The organism is Petrotoga sp. SL27, from assembly GCF_002924605.1.
In the GTDB taxonomy this organism is placed as follows: Bacteria; Thermotogota; Thermotogae; order Petrotogales; family Petrotogaceae; genus Petrotoga; species Petrotoga sibirica.
The window spans coordinates 130,722-147,053 of record NZ_JAIP01000023.1; the positions used below are offsets into that span (position 1 = coordinate 130,722).

Below are 16,332 nucleotides of genomic sequence, written 5' to 3' on the forward strand. Positions count from 1 at the left end.
ATAATCAATATAAAAATAAAATCATTTCCAAAAATTAGATGGTGAAGCCATACTCTTTTATCCTTATATTGGGAGGCTGCGGGGCGAAGGGACGCTAAATTAGATATAACTTACATTTTAAAGAGCTTTTTTTAGTTCTTAAAAACAGCGAACTATCAAATAAAAGGGGGTTCATCAAAATATATGAATTACAAACAAATACTATCAAAAGCAGAAGAGTATAAAAAAGATATGACTAAATTTCTTAGGGACATGATTGCTATTCCAAGTGAAAGCGGAAAAGAAAAAGAAGTTATTTTACGAATTAAAGAGGAGATGGAAAAAGTTGGTTTTGACCGAATAGACATTGATCCTATGGGGAACATCCTAGGTTACATTGGCAGTGGGAAACACTTAATTGCTATGGATGCACATATCGACACAGTAGGTATTGGAGATATAAATTTATGGAACTACGATCCGTATCAAGGTTACGAAGACGAAGAAATTATTGTTGGAAGAGGAGCAAGTGATCAAGAAGGTGGTATGGCTTCTATGGTATACGGAGCCAAAATTATCAAAGATTTAGATTTATTTGATGATTATACACTATTAATTACTGGAACGGTTCAAGAAGAAGATTGTGATGGACTTTGTTGGCAATATATCATCGAAGAAGATAAAATTAAGCCTGAATTTGTTGTTATTACTGAACCAACCTCTTGCAATATATATAGAGGCCAACGAGGGCGTATGGAAATAAAAGTATCGACTCATGGTATTAGTTGTCATGGTTCAGCTCCTGAAAGAGGAGATAACGCTATATATAAAATGGCTGACATCATAAAAGAGCTCCAAGTATTACACACTTGTTTAAAAAATGATGACTTCTTAGGAAAAGGCAGTTTGACAGTTTCAGAAATTTTCTTTTCTTCTCCTTCCAGATGTGCGGTTGCAGATGGTTGTTCGATATCTATAGATAGAAGGTTGACTTGGGGAGAAAGTTGGAACGATGCTTTAAAAGAGATTAAAACCTTACCTTCATCTGAGAAACATGACGCTGATGTGGAACTTTACACCTATGAAAAACCGTCCTACACTGGATTAGTATATCCCACACAAGCGTATTTTCCTGCCTGGGCACTATCCGAAGATCATCCTGCATGTAAAACTCTCATAGAAGCATATCAAAGCTTATTTGAAGAAAAACCATTGGTAGATAAATGGACTTTTTCCACCAATGGTGTTTCTATAATGGGAAGGTATGGTATACCGTGTGTTGGATTCGGTCCAGGACATGAAGATCAAGCTCATGCCCCTAACGAAAAAACTTGGAAAAGCGAGTTAGTGAAGGCTGCTGCAATGTATGCATGCGTTCCTAAATTGTACGCTCAAAAATACTTGTAAAAGGAAGGATTGAGGTGTTAATCAAAAACGGTCTTGTTGTTACTGCCACAAAAACCGAAAAAAAGGACATTAGAATAGTAGGAGAGAAAATAAAAGAAATAGAAGCTAAGTTAGACCCATATATGGACGAAGAATTAATAGATGCAAGTGGAAAGTATATTTTTCCTGGCATCATAGATAGCCATACACATTTCAGTTTACACGCTAGAGGTATAACCAGTATAGATGATTTCTACTGGGGAGGTCGATCGGCTGCTTTGGGTGGAGTGACCACACACATAGATTTTGCCGATATGGAAGATTCTTCTTTAATGAAGGGGTTAGAAAAAAGATTTGAAGAAACTAGAGATTCCGTGATCGATTTTCATTTTCACATGGTTATTAACAACAGCTTCAATCCACTTGAGCAAAATCATCAACTTAAAGAGATCCGAGATTTTGGCATATCTAGTTTAAAAGCATTCACCACCTACAGAAATATATATATGTTGTCTTCTGACAAATGGGAACCTTTATTTAAAGCAGCTTCAGAAAATGACTTAATAGTAGCTGTTCATGCTGAAGATGATGAAATTATAGAAAAAAATATAATGAAATTCCAGAAAGAAAATAAACTAGATGTTCGATATCATCCAGATATTCGTCCAAGCGAAGCTGAACAAAAGGCTGTTAAAGAAATTTGTGAAATTGCTTATAAAACTAATGCTTCACTATATATCGTACATCTTTCTTCTGAAAAAGGCTATCAGGTTGTAAAAGATTACAAGAAATTAGAAGATTTTAAATTGTATGTTGAAACCACCCCCCATTATCTTTTGTTAACTATGGAATTATTAAATGGCCCTAAAGCTAGACTTTATCTTATGACTCCTCCTTTGAGGGGAAAAAAAGATAACGAAGCTTTGTGGGAAGGTGTTAAAAAAACCTTTATAGACGTAATTGCCACAGATCATTGCGCCTACAACGCAGAACAAAAATCAAAGGGTGAAAATTCATTGGATATATTTCCTGGTATTCCAGGAGTAGAAACACTTCTCCCTTTGATTTATACATATGGGGTAAATAAAGGATTAATTTCTATCAACCGATTGGTTGAGCTGCTTTCAACCAATCCTGCAAAAATTTTTAAATTATATCCAAAAAAAGGAACAATATCTTTGAATTCAGACGCTGATTTAGTTATTTTCGATCCAAATTTAAAGCAGGTATTAAATAGTTTTAACACTCATTCAAAAGCTGGATACACTCCTTTTGAAGGATTTGAAGTAGAAGGAATCCCTATTACGACCATTTTAAGGGGAAAGGTAATTGTAAAAGATAGAAAATTCATAGGAGAAAAAGGATTTGGAAGGTTCGTAAAAGCCATATAATATTATATTGGAGGAGATAAAATGAATACACTTTTTAGGGGAAAGGATTTTATAACTACACAAGAGTGGACTGAAGAAGAATTAGAAACTGTCTTTGAAGTATCCAAAGAACTTAAACTAAGATTTGCACTGGGAGAACCTACGGATCATTTATTAAGATCAAAAACTATCTTTATGATGTTTTTTGAACAATCTACTAGAACTCGAAACTCTATAGAAGCAGGTATCACACAACTTGGTGGACATGCTCATGATCTGACACCGGATAAGATGCAACTTTCTCACGGTGAATCAGCAAAGGATACTGCAATTGTTTTGAGTCGCTTTGGACACGCAATAGCAATAAGAAACTGTTTTTTCGGAATTGGTAACAATTACATGAGAGAGGTTGCAAAATATGCGGATGTACCTGTTATTAACCTTCAAGATGATTTCTACCATCCTTTACAAGGTTTGGCGGATTTGATGACAATAAAAGAAAAATGTGGTAATGATCTTAGAAATATTAAAGTTACTATATCTTGGGCTTACGCCACATCCCATGCAAAACCATTGTCTGTACCTCAAACACAGGCATTATTATTTACAAGGTACGGAATGGACGTGACTATAGCCCATCCAAAAGAATTTCCACTTATGTCAGAGATCATCGAACAAGCAAAGCAAAACGCAGAAAAACATGGTGGAAGTTTAAAGTTCACAAACAATATGGATGAGGCATTCGATGGAGCTCAAATTGTTATTCCAAAGAACTGGGGTGGATTTTTAGGGGTGGAAAATCCTGATACGGATGAAGGGAAAAAACAGATGAAGGAAAACCTTGAAAAACACAAAGATTGGATCTGTGATGAAAGAAGAATGTCCTTAGCCGATAAAGATGTTCTCTATATGCACGCGATGCCAGCAGACAGAGGCAAAGAAGTAACTGATCCTGTTATTGACGGTCCTCATTCAATAATATATGACGAGGCAGAAAACCGTTTACATACAGCAAAAGCAATCATGGCTTTGACTATGGGAGGAAGGCCCTAAACATTATTTGGAGGTGAACGATCATTTTTAAAAGTGTCAATCAACCAAAAAAACGAATCGACGCATACGAAAAGGTAACAGGAAAAGCTAAATTTGCTGATGATTTAGAATTTCCAAATATGTTGTATGCAAAAGTACTAAGATCTAAGTATCCTTCTGCAAGAATATTGAACATAAACTTAGATGAAGCCGAAAAAATTGTTGGAGTAAAAGCCATTATAACTGCAAAAGATATACCAAATAACGAATTTGGTGTTATTATCCCCGATCAGCAGGTGTTAGCTAAAGAAAGAACTTACTTCATAGGGGATGGAATAGCGGTTGTTGCCGCAGAAACTCCAGAGTTAGCAAAAAAGGCGGTTGAAAGTATAAAAGTAGAATACGAGGAGATCCCTGGGATTTTTGATCCATTAGAGTCAAAAAATGCATTACCTATCCATGAAGATAAAGATAATAATCAGGTCATTCATCACAAACTCAGAAAGGGCAACGTAGAAGAAGGATTTAAAAGATCTGATGTAATTTTAGAAAGAGAGTATAAAACCCAATTTGTTGAGCATGCCTACATGGAGCCCGAGGTTGTAATTGCCGTTCCTTATGAGAACAATAGTGTAGTTACAATATATGGTTCCATACAAAATCCTTTTGCTTGCCGTAACGCAGTTGCCTCTGTTCTTAAAATAGGGTTCAACCAAGTTAGAATAGTTCAAAATCACATAGGTGGTTCATTTGGTGGCAAGGATGAAGTAATTTCTTCTATGTCTGCTCGAGCTGCTGTTTTGGCTTTGAAAACGAATAGACCTGTAAAGTTAAAAAACACAAGGGAAGAATCAGTTATCGAAAGTTATAAGAGGCATCCTTACAATATGAGGTACAAAGTAGGGGCTACAAAAGAAGGCAAGCTACTGGCTATGGAAATAGAGGCAATCGCTGACAGTGGAGCTTACGCGTGCCAAACTCCTTTTGTTACTTGGAGGTCTGTTGTTCAAGCAACTGGTCCTTACGAAATTCCAAATGTTAAGACCGATACTTATGGATATTATACTAACAACGTCTACACTGGAGCCATGCGAGGATATGGATCCCCTCAAGTCATATTTGCCAATGAATCTTTAATGGATGAACTGGCTCAAGAACTCGGAATGAACCCTTTAGAACTTCGATTAAAAAATATTTTTCATGACAATTCCGAAACAGCAAGTGGTCAAAAGCTTGATAATCACAAAGTTAGCCTCGAAGAGGTAATAAAAAAGGCTGCTGATTCGATCAATTTTTTGGAAAAGTACAAAGAGTACAGTAAAGAACAAAAAGCTGACAAAAGAAAAGGGATAGGTATGGCTATAAGTTACAGAGGCTGTAGTTTAGGAGCAGAAGCTGTAGATGCTGCTGGTGTCATATTATCCATACAAAAAGATGGAACATTATATTTCTATAGTGGTTTGGCTGAAAACGGACAAGGTCTTAAAACAGCCTTCTCTCAAATTGTAGCTGAAGAATTAGGGATCGATATTGAAAAGATCAACTTCATGGTCGTTGATACATTAATTTCTCCAGATAGCGGTTCTACGGTAGCTTCTCGTGCAACATTGGTTGGAGGGAATGCAACGCTCGATGCGGCAAAAAAGCTTAAGAAGAAATTAACTGATTTTCTTATAGAAAAGTATAATTCATCCCACAAAGAATTAATATTTAAAGACAATTCGATTTATACTCCCGATCAAGAAAAATTAATGTCTTTTGATGAAGCTGCTTCCAGTGCATACAACTCTGGCGTCTTTTTATCTTCATATGGTTGGTACAAAGCTCCGAAGATAAGTTGGGATGAAGAAACAGGGCAAGGCAGACCCTATTTTACATATGTTTATGGATGTCAGATAGCAGAAGTTGAAGTTGATATAGGTACAGGTGAGATAAAAGTGCTTAAAATGGTAGCTGCTCACGATGTTGGAAGGTCTATCAATCCTGCGAATGTTTTAGGTCAATTTTATGGTGGAATATCAATGGGCCTCGGATATGGGATCATGGAAGAGCTGGATATAAACGAGGGATACATCAACAACACCAATTTTGACGAATATTTGGTACCCACAGTTAAAGATATGCCCGATATAACTCCTATTATCGTTGAAAATCCTGATCCTAACGGACCTTACGGTGCAAAATCTATAGGAGAGCCTACTTTGGAGTTAGGGGCAGCTGCAATAGCAAATGCGGTTGCTCAAGCAACTGGGAAAAGAATAAGATCTTTGCCCATAAACTTAGAGAAAATTGTTGTAGGTCATTCTTTGAAAAAAGGAAGGAAGAAAAAATGATTGAATATGATTTTTTAATTGCTAAAGATGTTGATTCTGCTTTGGAATATTTGCACAAATATGAAAGTATAAAGGTATTAGCTGGTGGAACTGATTTACTGGTTGATATACATAAAGAAAGTTCTAGATTAGAAAAATTTGATTATATTTTAGATATTTCCAATATCAAAGCACTTCAATTTATAGATGAAACGGAAGACTCTGTAGAGTTAGGACCTTTGTGTACACATACAATGTTGATCAACTCAAACATTATTAACAAACATTTTCCATTTCTTGTAACCGCAGCAAAAAGTATAGGATCTACCCAGATTAGAAACAGAGGTACCGTTGGAGGGAATATATCCAACGCCTCTCCTGCAGCAGATTTAATTCCTCCTTTGATGGCTTTAAATTCTGAAATAGAGCTGAGCTCTGTAAGAGGGAGGAGACTCGTAAAATTAGAAAATTATATTGTAGGTCCTTACAAGACTGTCAAAAATAATGATGAACTCGTAACCAAAATAATAATACCAAAAGTAGATGGAAATTATCGATTCAGTTTTCAAAAAATTGGAAGAAGAAGAGCTTTGAATATAGCAAGACTAAACTTAGCTATTGTTGCAAAAATAAATGAACAAAACTCAGAAATTGAAGATATAAGAATCGTACCAGGTTCTGCAACACCTTTTCCGGTAAGATTTAAGAATATAGAAGGGGAAATACTAAATCAAAAAGTTAATCAATTAAATTTGGAAGAATTAGCAAAAAAAATCGGCGACGAAATGGTGAAAATAACTGGCGAAAGATGGTCTACTCCCTACAAAAAACCAGCCTTAGGTGCAATTTTCAAAAAGGCGATTATAGAGGTTACAAACTCAAACCGAAAATTTTGAAATTGGTAAAGTGAGGTGAAACGCATATGAACGAAGAGATTCTAAAAGCAATAGATCAGGCTCTTAAAGAAGGACCTGTAGGGGTTTTGTGCACAGTCGTTGAAGAAAAGGGATCTACTCCTCGCAGTATGGGAGCCAAAATGTGGGTTGCTGGAGACGGCAGTACAATTGGAACCATAGGAGGAGGTATAGTCGAACATCACGTAATCGAGGAAGCCCTCAATTTACTTAAAAGCGATGCTCAAGTTCGTTTATATAGGGAATCGCTCAACGCAAAAGAAGCTGGAGATGAAGGTGCCATATGTGGGGGTAGTTTGGGAGTGTTCCTCGAAGTAATAGGGCAGAATCGAGAAGTTGTTATTTTCGGTGCAGGACACGTGGGTAAGGCTTTGGCTCGTGTGGCGACCTTAACTGGCTACAAGGTAACCGTATGGGACGATCGAAGAGATTTTGCAAATGAGGATAATATACCCTGGGGACATGTGGTTTGCTCTCCGTTAAAAGAGGCCTTGGATAATGAAATACGCTTACACAACAAAAGTTATGTTGTGGTGGTAACGAGGGGACATGCTGTTGACAAAGAGGTAGTACAATCCCTTGAAAATAAACCTTTTGCCTATCTTGGCGTCATAGGCTCAAAGCACAAGATTGCTGAAACGAAGAAAAATCTGCTCAAAGTTGGTGTGTCCCAACACTTTTTGGACAAGATCTATGCCCCCATAGGTCTACCAATTAAGGCAGAAACGCCAGAAGAATTAGCCATATCGATACTTGCTGAATTAATAGCTGTGGAAAAAGGTGCTGATTTAGATACACTCCGTCTTCCATTCTACAACACAATTGGAAGCAAAGAAACAAGCAGTGTACAAAATTGATTGAAACTTATGTTGATGGAGGTATTCAAAAAATGAGAAAAATTGAAGTAACTCTCTACGTGAATAATAAAAAAGAAGTATTACAAGTGGAACCAACAGAGCGACTTCTTGATACTCTACGCAACCAGTTGAAATTGACAAGTGTAAAAGAAGGATGTGCAGTAGGCGAATGTGGTGCTTGTACTGTTATTTTAAATGGTGAAGCTGTTCATTCATGTTTGATATTAACAGCTCAAATTGATGGTTATGAAGTTCTCACGACGGAGGGGTTGGAAGTTAATGGAAAATTAGATCCAATTCAACAATCTTTTATTGATCATCAAGCCGTTCAATGCGGCTTTTGTACTCCTGGTATGCTCATGTCTGCCAAAGCTTTGTTGAATAAAAATCCTAATCCCTCGAAAGAAGAAATAAAAACAGCAATAGAAGGAAATCTCTGTAGATGTACTGGATATCATCAAATAGTCGAAGCAATAGAAGCAGTCACACAAATAAAGGAAGGCTGATATATATGTCGAACATATTGATAAAAAACGCTAAAATCATAACCACTATGAACGCAAACAAAGATCAATTGAAGGATCACGATATTTTAATTATAGATAAGATAATACATAAAATTTCCCGAAATATAGATGTGTCAGACGAACAAATTGATGAAGTTATAGATGGTTCCAAATATTATGTATATCCAGGATTAATTAACACACATCATCATTTCTATCAAACCTTTACAAGAAACATTCCCCAAGTACAAAATGTAGAATTATTTGATTGGTTAAAGTTTTTGTATCCCATTTGGTCAAGGTTGACACCAGAGGTTGTTTACTACAGTACTTTAGTTGCAACAGCCGAATTACTTAAAACTGGTTGTACGACATCAGTTGATCACTTCTATGTTTTTCCGAAGAATCAACCCCCTGATCTTCTTGATAACGAATTTTATGCTGCGAAAGAAATTGGAATCAGATTACATGGAAGTAGAGGAAGTATGTCATTGAGTGAAAAAGATGGAGGACTTCCTCCTGATTCAGTAGTTCAAACAGAAAAAGAAATATTGAAAGATTCCCAAAGAGTTATTGAAAAATTTCATGATCCTTCTCCATTTGCCATGCATAGAGTCGTTCTAGCTCCATGCTCTCCATTCTCTGTGACTTCTACACTCCTCAACGAATCTATTCAATTGGCAAGAGAATATAGTGTTTGTAGTCATACACATCTAGCTGAAACAAAAGACGAAGAGAGATTTTGTATAGATGCCTTTGGTAAGAGACCTTTAGAATACATGGAGAGTTTAGATTGGTTAGGTTCTGATGTATGGTTTGCCCATGGGGTTCATTTCAACGAAGAAGAGATAGATAAGCTGGCATTAACTAAAACAGGGGTTGCTCATTGCCCTGTTTCGAATTCAAAACTCGCCTCTGGGGCTGCAAAGATCCCTTCTATGTTAAAAAAAGGTGTTAAAGTAAGCTTAGGTGTTGACGGAAGTGCTAGCAACGATTCTTCTAATATGATTTTAGAAATGAAAACTGCATTTTTGATGAGCAGATTAATTTACGGTATCAACGCTATTACCTCTGAAGATGTGTTGCATATAGCCACAAAAGGTGGAAGTGAAGTTATAAACCAACCAGAAATTGGAAGTTTAGAAGAAGGTAAAGCGGCAGATATGTTCTTGGTTCGTTGGGATCGATTAGGTTATACGGGAGGCATTTACGACCCTATTTCAATGATTATTAATACAGGTGATTCTCAAATTGTAGATATAACCATCGTAAATGGAGAAATAGTTGTAAAAGATGGTGAACTTGTTAAAGTTGATGAAAGAAAAATCATCGAAAAGGCTAATGAATTATCTAAAGGGATGCTCGAGGCCTAAAAATTTGGAGGGAAATGAACATGTTGTTAATAGGCAACGCCACTGTTCTCACCTTTGACGAAGAAACCCCTATAATTAATAATGGGGCGATATTAATTGAAGGTAAAAAAATAAAAGAAATAGGAGAGACTGAAGTTTTACTTCAAAAATATCCTAATGCTGTTTTCAAAAATGTCCAAGATAAAATTTTAATGCCTGGTTTAATAAACACTCACACTCACCTGTACAGTACTTTTGCCAGAGGAATGAACTTAAAAACTGACTCTCCCCCACAAAACTTTCTAGAAATATTAGAAAAATTATGGTGGCGACTGGACAACACTTTAAACGAGAATGATATTTATTATAGTGCGTTATTTGCAATTTTAGAGTGTATAAAAAACGGAGTTACCACCATTTTTGACCATCATGCAAGCTTTAATTATATAGATGGCAGTTTGGACATCATTGCACAAGCAGCAATGGAAGCTGGTATAAGGGCTAATCTTTGTTATGAAGTATCAGATAGACATGGTCAGACTAAAAGCGATGCATCTCTGAAAGAAAATGAAAGGTTTATTAGAAAAATTCAGGTTTCTCAAAATGATAAGTTAGGTGGAATGATTGGGTTGCATGCTTCTTTTACACTTGAAGATAGAACGTTAAACAAAGCTTCAGAATTAGCAGACGAGTTACACGTTCCGTTTCATATCCACGTGGCAGAAGGGATAGAAGATTTGCAAGACAGTACAAAAAGAGGCTACCTAGGTGTAGTTGATAGATTATCGAAATTTAAAATATTAAGGCCCCATACCTTAGCTGTGCATGGCGTTCATATCAAGAAGGAAGAGATCCCATTCTTGAAGGAAAGTGGTGCATACGTAGTTCACAATCCAGAATCAAACATGGGCAATGCTGTAGGAGCGGCTCCAATAAAAGATTTTTTTGATAACGAAATCCTAACCGGTCTGGGAACAGATGCTTATACACACGATATGTTCGAAAGTATAAAGGTTGCAAACTTGCTCCAAAAACATCAATTAGGTGACCCACAGGCGGGGTGGAACGAAGTTTACAACATGGCCTTTAATAACAATATACAAATTGTATCCAACCTATTAGGTGTCGAAATTGGAAAAATAAAAGAAAATTTTCCAGCGGATTTAATAATAGTGGATTATATCTCCCCAACACCCATTGAGAAAGACAACGTTTATTCCCATATCCTTTTCGGAATGAACGGTGGGATGGTTGAAACTGTAATTGTTGACGGCAAAATTATTATGGATAATCGGGAGGTGACGGTTTTAGATTATGAAAGAATACACAGGAGAACTCGGGAGCAAGCAAGAAGATTTTGGGAGAGATTCTGAACAATACTTTGCTCCTAAAACATTGAAAGAAGCTACAGAGATACTCTCAAGATACAGCCCTAACATCAAAATCATCGCAGGTGGTACAGATGTTTTGGTAGATTACTTTGACCGTCTTTATGAAATAGAAAGGTGGATGAGTTTAAAAAACCTCGATGAACTGAAAAAAATCGAAATCAATAATTCTCGAGTTGAAATTGGTGCTTTACTCACCCACGATGAATTAGAAAAATCTGAGATTATACAAACATATTTTCCACTTATCAGTCAAGCTGCCTTGGATGTTGGATCACCCCAAATCAGAAATAGGGGCACTATTGGCGGAAATATTGCGAATTCTTCCCCAGCAGGAGATTTATTACCTCCCTTAATAGCTTACGATGCTGTATTCAAAATAACTTCCCAAAATGAAACCCTTGAGGTACCTGCAAAAGAGTTTTTTCTAGGACCTAAAAAAAACGTACTTAGAAAGGATGAAATTTTAGAAAAAATTATCATTCCGATACCTCAAAAACACACTTATGGAAAATGGTTAAAAGTTGGGAAAAGAAACGCCTTGATAATTTCAAGTATAACGTTGGCTATTGTTGTGACCTTCAATGATGATGAACGCATAAAAACAGTGAAATGTTCTCTTGGTTCTGTAGCTCCAGTTCCAATTGAGATATCTCAAATTCAACCTCTTATGGTTGGAAAAAGGTTAAACGAATTAGACTATTCTCAGATTGGAAAAGTAGTCTCAGATAACATTTCACCAATAGATGACATAAGAGGTACCAAAGAATATCGAAGGGAAGTTGCTAAAAATCTAACAATTCGCGCATTAAACGAAATAGAAAGGATGGTGAGGGTAGATTGAAAATAAGCTTTACCATAAATGGTATTAAAAGAGAATGCAATGTAAATTCAACTACCCGATTGTTGGATTTAATCAGGGACGATCTGAATCTTACAGGTACAAAAGAAGGTTGTGGAAAAGGAGAATGCGGTGCATGTACGGTTATAATGAACGATAAAATCGTAGCTTCTTGCTTAGTGCTTGCATACGAAGCAGATGGTGCAGAAATAGTTACTATTGAAGGTTTGAGTGATAAAAATATTTTACATCCTATACAAGAGGCATACATTGAAGCCGGAGCGGTACAATGTGGATTTTGCACACCTGGATTCATATTGGCAACTAAGAAACTTCTGGATGAAATTCCTAACCCAACGGAAGAAGAAATAAAAAGGGGACTATCCGGTAATATCTGTAGATGTACAGGATACCAAAAAATAATAGACGCGGTTAAACTCTCGGCCACTAAAATCGCTGAGTATAAGCGGGGTGAGAAAGTTGAAACCAAATAAATACGTTGGAGAGAATGTTTTCAAAGTTGATGCCAAAGACAAAGTATTGGGTAAAGCCATCTATCCGGATGATATATACTTTGAAGATATGCTCTATGTGAAAGTTAAACGTGCTACGCATCCACATGCCTACATTCAAAAGATAGATGTTTCTAAAGCGGAATCATTACCTGGAGTAATTAAAGTTATCACTGCAAAGGATTATCCTCATTTGAACAAGTTTGGATTGATAATTAAAGATCAACCTGTTTTAGTAGGAATAGGAGAAAAGACCCGTTTTATGGGAGACGCATTGGCTATAGTTGTTGCAAAGAGTAAAGAAATCGCCACTAAAGCTATTAATTTAATAAATGTCGAAGTTAAAGAATTAGAGGTCATTACCGATCCTTTCAGGGCAATGGAAGAAGACGCTCCAAAAATTCATGAAACTGGAAACATAGTTGTTACTCATCAATTAAACAAAGGGGATATTAAGAAGGGATTTGATGAATCTGACGTAATAATAGAAAAAGAGTATAAAACGCAGCATGTTGACCAACTACCTTTACAAGTAGAGTCTGGTGTATCTGTTTACGATGAAAAAACTGGCGTAATAACTATTTGGGCAACCACACAATGGCTTCACGATACACAAGCTGATATAGCCCAATCTTTAAATTTACCAAAAGAAAAAATTAGGATAATACAACCCGTTATTGGTGGGGCATTTGGTAGAAAAGAAGATATTTCCGTACATATACATTTAGCATTAGCCGCAATGAGCACAAAACACCCTGTTAAATTAACTTACACCAGAGAAGAATCTATGATCGCTCAGTCTAAAAGGCATCCACTGTATATAAAGGCAAAAACCGGTGCAACCAAAGATGGAATTCTAAAAGCTTGGGAGGTTGAAGTTGTAGGAGATACAGGAGCATATGCATCCAGTGGTCCTGCTGTTGTACATAAAGGTATGTATCATTGTACAGGTCCATACAATGTACCTAACGTTAAGGGTATAGCTTATACCGTTTACACTAATAATACGTATGGTGGCGCCATGAGAGGATTTGGAACAACGCAGATGGCTTTTGCTTATGAATCTCAAATGAACATATTAGCTGAAAAGTTGGGTATGGATCCAGCAGAGATTAGACTAAAGAACGCTTACAGAATTGGCTCAATTACTCCAAATGGTCAAAAGCTTACTCAAAGTGTCAACGTCGTTGAAACAATACAGGAAGCTTTAAAGCTTTCAAAAGAGAAAGAAGGTGTTCGACATTGAAGAAAAAAGGAAGAGGTATGGCTACAATAATGTTCGGATATGGTTACGGTGAAGGATTTCCCGATTTTTCTCATGCGACGGTTGAATTTACAGATGATGAAAAGGTTTTGGTTGTAACTGCGGCTGCCGATGTAGGACAAGGAGTTTTAACGGTTATCAGTCAAATTGCAGCAGAAGTTCTTTCAGTTGGTGTTGAAAAAGTAAAAGTCATTCAGGGCGATACTCATAAAACTATGAATTCAGGATCAACATCTGCAACTCGTCAAACCACCTTTACAGGAAATGCAGTAAAACAAGCCTGTGAAAACTTAAAGGGAAAAATTTTCCATTATGCGAGTTTAGAGTTCAATAGTAATTATCCTGAACTAACTTTGAAAGATGGAAAAATCATCTACAATCCTAACCCCCAAAAAACAATTACTTACTGGGATTTAAAAAGAAAGGTAGAAGAAAAAGGTGAAACTTTGAAAGGTGAAGCGACCTACTTTCCACCAACATATTCTCCCGATTTAATATCCGGACAGGCCCATGAAGTCTACGTTGCTTACACCTTTATGACTCAGGTCGTCGATGTGGAAGTCGACACAGTCACTGGAAAAGTTGAAGTAAAAGATGTTTATACCGCACTTGATTGTGGAAAAGCTATAAACCCTATAAATGTGGAAGGACAGATAGAGGGTGGTACAACGCAAGGAATAGGTATGGCTCTTATGGAAGAACAAGTAATAAAAAATGGAATCACATTAAATCCAAATATGACAGGTTACTTGGTTCCAACTTCTATGGATGTTCCGAATTTTCATTCTGTATTAATAGAAAATGAAGATTCTATCGGGCCATTTGGTGCAAAAGGTATAGGAGAACCAACAACCATTGCAGCTTCCCCTGCCATTGCTAACGCTATATACGATGCTATAGGTATTAGATTTTATGAGTTACCTATCACCCCAGAAAAAATTCTTAAAGCTCTAAAAGAAAAAGAAAATGATTAAAAATAACATCTTTCTTACAGGTTCTATAGGTGTAGGTAAATCGACGATTATACGTAAAGTGATTAATCAATTATCATTACATGTTTGCGGTTTTTCAGTTGATAGAGAAGGTAAAAAAAATAGTTGGAACGCCTTTTATTTAGTAGAAGTATCTTCATTTAATAACGGTGATCGATCTAAAAAATCTAAATATAACAGATTTGCCTTCAGAAAAGATGAATCTAAAAATTGGGAGATAAATATTCAAGTATTTGACAAAATTGGTGTACAACTTCTTACAAACATTGATGATGCTGACTTAGTAATCATGGATGAATTGGGAAGATTCGAGTTAACTGCGTTCAAATTTCAAAAGAAAGTTGAAGAGGTTCTGAATAGTGACAAACCTGTTTTAGGTGTAATAAAAGATGAATCTAATACATTTTTGGACAGGATAAGAAATAGAAAAGACGTTCGAATATTTAGAGTAACCTTGGAAAACCGTGAAGAAGTTTACAAAGAGGTATTGAGTTTGATAAAACAATTACGTTCAATGAAGGAGTGAATTTATGGCTGATATATCTGTAGACTTATTAGGAATGTTGTTGAAAACCCCTGTAATGCCCGCTGCCGGGCCACCTATTAAAGATGGAGAGAGTGCCCACAAAGCCAAAGAAGGTGGAGCTGGAGCGATCGTTACCAAAACGGTCTCAGTGAGGGCTGCAAAGGTTCCAAAACCAAATATGGCACAGGTAAAAGGAGGGTTTATAAATACCGAACTTTGGTCCGAGTTATCCTTAGAACAATGGATTGAAAATGAATATCCTCAGGTAGTTGAAACAGGGTTGCCGGTGATAATAGGCGTTGGGTATACCTCTGAAGATATAAAAGAAGTAATACCAAAAGTAGAACGGTTTGCTGATGCCTTCGAACTCTCTACCCACTACCTTGGTAATGACCCTACCCCCATGATTAATAGTATAAAAGCAGCGAAAGAAAGTACAGATCTTCCCGTTATGGTAAAACTTAGTCCTCAAATAGATATTCCAACGTTCGCTAAAGAGGCTGAAAAGGCTGGTGCAGATGGTTTAGTCTTGATAAACTCTTTCGGTCCGACGTTAGATATCGATTTAGAAAGTGGTAAACCTTTGTTGGGAAGTAAGAATGGTTTCGGATGGTTATCAGGTCAGGCGATCTTCCCGTTAGCTTTGAGGGCAGTTTTCGAAGCTGTCAAGTCGGTCAATATTCCCGTGGTTGGAGTAGGTGGAATCAGTACAGGTAAAGAAGCAATAAAAATGATAATGGCAGGGGCCCAAGCTGTTCAAGTCTGTACCGCAGCTATTTTGAATGGACCTCAAATATATAAAAAGATTGCTAATGAAATTGAAAAGTATCTGAACGACCATGGATTTAAGTCTTTAGAAGAAATCAGGGGAATTGCTCAAAAAAATACTGTTACTGAGGCAAATTATAATTTGATATTTCCAACCGTAAACGATGAAAAATGTACAGAATGTGGGTTATGTGTCAAAAGTTGTGTTTATGATGCGATCCATCTCATAAAAGAACTTCACAGTGTGAGAATAGATACTAATAAATGTACTGGTTGTGGATTATGTGTAACAAGATGTAATTTCAATGCTCTGTCCTCATATTTATAAAGGGG

The 16,332-nt window shown here is 36.6% G+C and carries 15 protein-coding genes; all 15 read left to right on the plus strand.

What is annotated here, in order from left to right; all coding sequences use genetic code 11:
* Positions 1-183 precede the first annotated feature (183 nt).
* From AD60_RS08585 to AD60_RS08655, 15 genes are read left to right on the plus strand one after another with little or no spacing between them, the layout of a single operon-like run.
* Positions 184-1,386 carry a YgeY family selenium metabolism-linked hydrolase gene (locus AD60_RS08585; protein ID WP_103877334.1) on the plus strand — a complete coding sequence of 401 codons (1,203 nt, stop codon included), beginning with the start codon at positions 184-186 and terminating at the stop codon, positions 1,384-1,386.
* A 14-nt stretch (positions 1,387-1,400) separates the two neighbouring features.
* Positions 1,401-2,756, plus strand: a complete 1,356-nt coding sequence (gene hydA / locus AD60_RS08590) for a dihydropyrimidinase (RefSeq protein WP_103877335.1) — start codon at positions 1,401-1,403, stop codon at positions 2,754-2,756.
* A gap of 21 nt (positions 2,757-2,777) precedes the next feature.
* Positions 2,778-3,788 (plus strand): ornithine carbamoyltransferase, encoded by a 1,011-nt coding sequence (locus AD60_RS08595; protein ID WP_103877336.1) that lies wholly within the window; start codon positions 2,778-2,780, stop codon positions 3,786-3,788.
* Between the two features lie 56 nt (positions 3,789-3,844).
* Complete coding sequence (locus tag AD60_RS08600) at positions 3,845-6,100, plus strand: xanthine dehydrogenase family protein molybdopterin-binding subunit (protein ID WP_255396827.1); 2,256 nt, start codon at positions 3,845-3,847, stop codon at positions 6,098-6,100.
* The gene (locus tag AD60_RS08605) at positions 6,097-6,975 is read left to right on the plus strand and encodes a xanthine dehydrogenase family protein subunit M (protein ID WP_103877338.1); all 879 of its coding nucleotides are present in this window, start codon (positions 6,097-6,099) and stop codon (positions 6,973-6,975) included. The genes AD60_RS08600 and AD60_RS08605 overlap by 4 nt, the downstream gene beginning before the upstream one ends.
* A 26-nt stretch (positions 6,976-7,001) precedes the next feature.
* Positions 7,002-7,850 carry an XdhC family protein gene (locus AD60_RS08610; protein ID WP_103877339.1) on the plus strand — a complete coding sequence of 283 codons (849 nt, stop codon included), beginning with the start codon at positions 7,002-7,004 and terminating at the stop codon, positions 7,848-7,850.
* A 32-nt stretch (positions 7,851-7,882) separates the two neighbouring features.
* Positions 7,883-8,356, plus strand: a complete 474-nt coding sequence (locus tag AD60_RS08615; RefSeq protein ID WP_103877397.1) for a (2Fe-2S)-binding protein — start codon at positions 7,883-7,885, stop codon at positions 8,354-8,356.
* 5 nt (positions 8,357-8,361) lie between these two features.
* A complete protein-coding gene (locus AD60_RS08620) occupies positions 8,362-9,729 on the plus strand; it encodes an 8-oxoguanine deaminase (protein ID WP_103877340.1) in 1,368 nt (455 codons plus the stop codon).
* 20 nt (positions 9,730-9,749) lie between these two features.
* Positions 9,750-11,081 carry a putative aminohydrolase SsnA gene (gene ssnA / locus AD60_RS08625; RefSeq protein ID WP_103877341.1) on the plus strand — a complete coding sequence of 444 codons (1,332 nt, stop codon included), beginning with the start codon at positions 9,750-9,752 and terminating at the stop codon, positions 11,079-11,081.
* The gene (locus tag AD60_RS08630) at positions 11,023-11,940 is read left to right on the plus strand and encodes a xanthine dehydrogenase family protein subunit M (protein ID WP_103877342.1); all 918 of its coding nucleotides are present in this window, start codon (positions 11,023-11,025) and stop codon (positions 11,938-11,940) included. Before ssnA ends, AD60_RS08630 begins: the two co-directional genes overlap by 59 nt.
* Complete coding sequence (locus AD60_RS08635; RefSeq protein WP_103877343.1) at positions 11,937-12,431, plus strand: (2Fe-2S)-binding protein; 495 nt, start codon at positions 11,937-11,939, stop codon at positions 12,429-12,431. Before AD60_RS08630 ends, AD60_RS08635 begins: the two co-directional genes overlap by 4 nt.
* Positions 12,409-13,695, plus strand: a complete 1,287-nt coding sequence (locus tag AD60_RS10745; protein ID WP_341805474.1) for a xanthine dehydrogenase family protein molybdopterin-binding subunit — start codon at positions 12,409-12,411, stop codon at positions 13,693-13,695. The genes AD60_RS08635 and AD60_RS10745 overlap by 23 nt, the downstream gene beginning before the upstream one ends.
* Entirely contained in the window at positions 13,692-14,687 is a 996-nt protein-coding gene (locus AD60_RS10750) for a xanthine dehydrogenase family protein molybdopterin-binding subunit (RefSeq protein WP_103877345.1), read from the plus strand. Before AD60_RS10745 ends, AD60_RS10750 begins: the two co-directional genes overlap by 4 nt.
* Entirely contained in the window at positions 14,680-15,231 is a 552-nt protein-coding gene (locus tag AD60_RS08650) for a nucleoside-triphosphatase (RefSeq protein WP_103877346.1), read from the plus strand. Before AD60_RS10750 ends, AD60_RS08650 begins: the two co-directional genes overlap by 8 nt.
* 4 nt (positions 15,232-15,235) lie before the next feature.
* The gene (locus tag AD60_RS08655) at positions 15,236-16,327 is read left to right on the plus strand and encodes a 4Fe-4S binding protein (protein ID WP_103877347.1); all 1,092 of its coding nucleotides are present in this window, start codon (positions 15,236-15,238) and stop codon (positions 16,325-16,327) included.
* The last annotated feature ends 5 nt before the right edge of the window (positions 16,328-16,332 follow it).

Coding starts and splice junctions, on each gene's coding strand:
- AD60_RS08605 (WP_103877338.1), top strand. CDS start 6,097: ATGATTGAATATGATTTTTTAATTGCTAAAGATGTTGATTCTGCTTTG.
- AD60_RS08585 (WP_103877334.1), top strand. CDS start 184: ATGAATTACAAACAAATACTATCAAAAGCAGAAGAGTATAAAAAAGAT.
- AD60_RS08610 (WP_103877339.1), top strand. CDS start 7,002: ATGAACGAAGAGATTCTAAAAGCAATAGATCAGGCTCTTAAAGAAGGA.
- AD60_RS08630 (WP_103877342.1), top strand. CDS start 11,023: ATGAAAGAATACACAGGAGAACTCGGGAGCAAGCAAGAAGATTTTGGG.
- ssnA (WP_103877341.1), top strand. CDS start 9,750: ATGTTGTTAATAGGCAACGCCACTGTTCTCACCTTTGACGAAGAAACC.
- AD60_RS08620 (WP_103877340.1), top strand. CDS start 8,362: ATGTCGAACATATTGATAAAAAACGCTAAAATCATAACCACTATGAAC.
- AD60_RS08615 (WP_103877397.1), top strand. CDS start 7,883: ATGAGAAAAATTGAAGTAACTCTCTACGTGAATAATAAAAAAGAAGTA.
- AD60_RS08655 (WP_103877347.1), top strand. CDS start 15,236: ATGGCTGATATATCTGTAGACTTATTAGGAATGTTGTTGAAAACCCCT.
- AD60_RS08650 (WP_103877346.1), top strand. CDS start 14,680: ATGATTAAAAATAACATCTTTCTTACAGGTTCTATAGGTGTAGGTAAA.
- AD60_RS08595 (WP_103877336.1), top strand. CDS start 2,778: ATGAATACACTTTTTAGGGGAAAGGATTTTATAACTACACAAGAGTGG.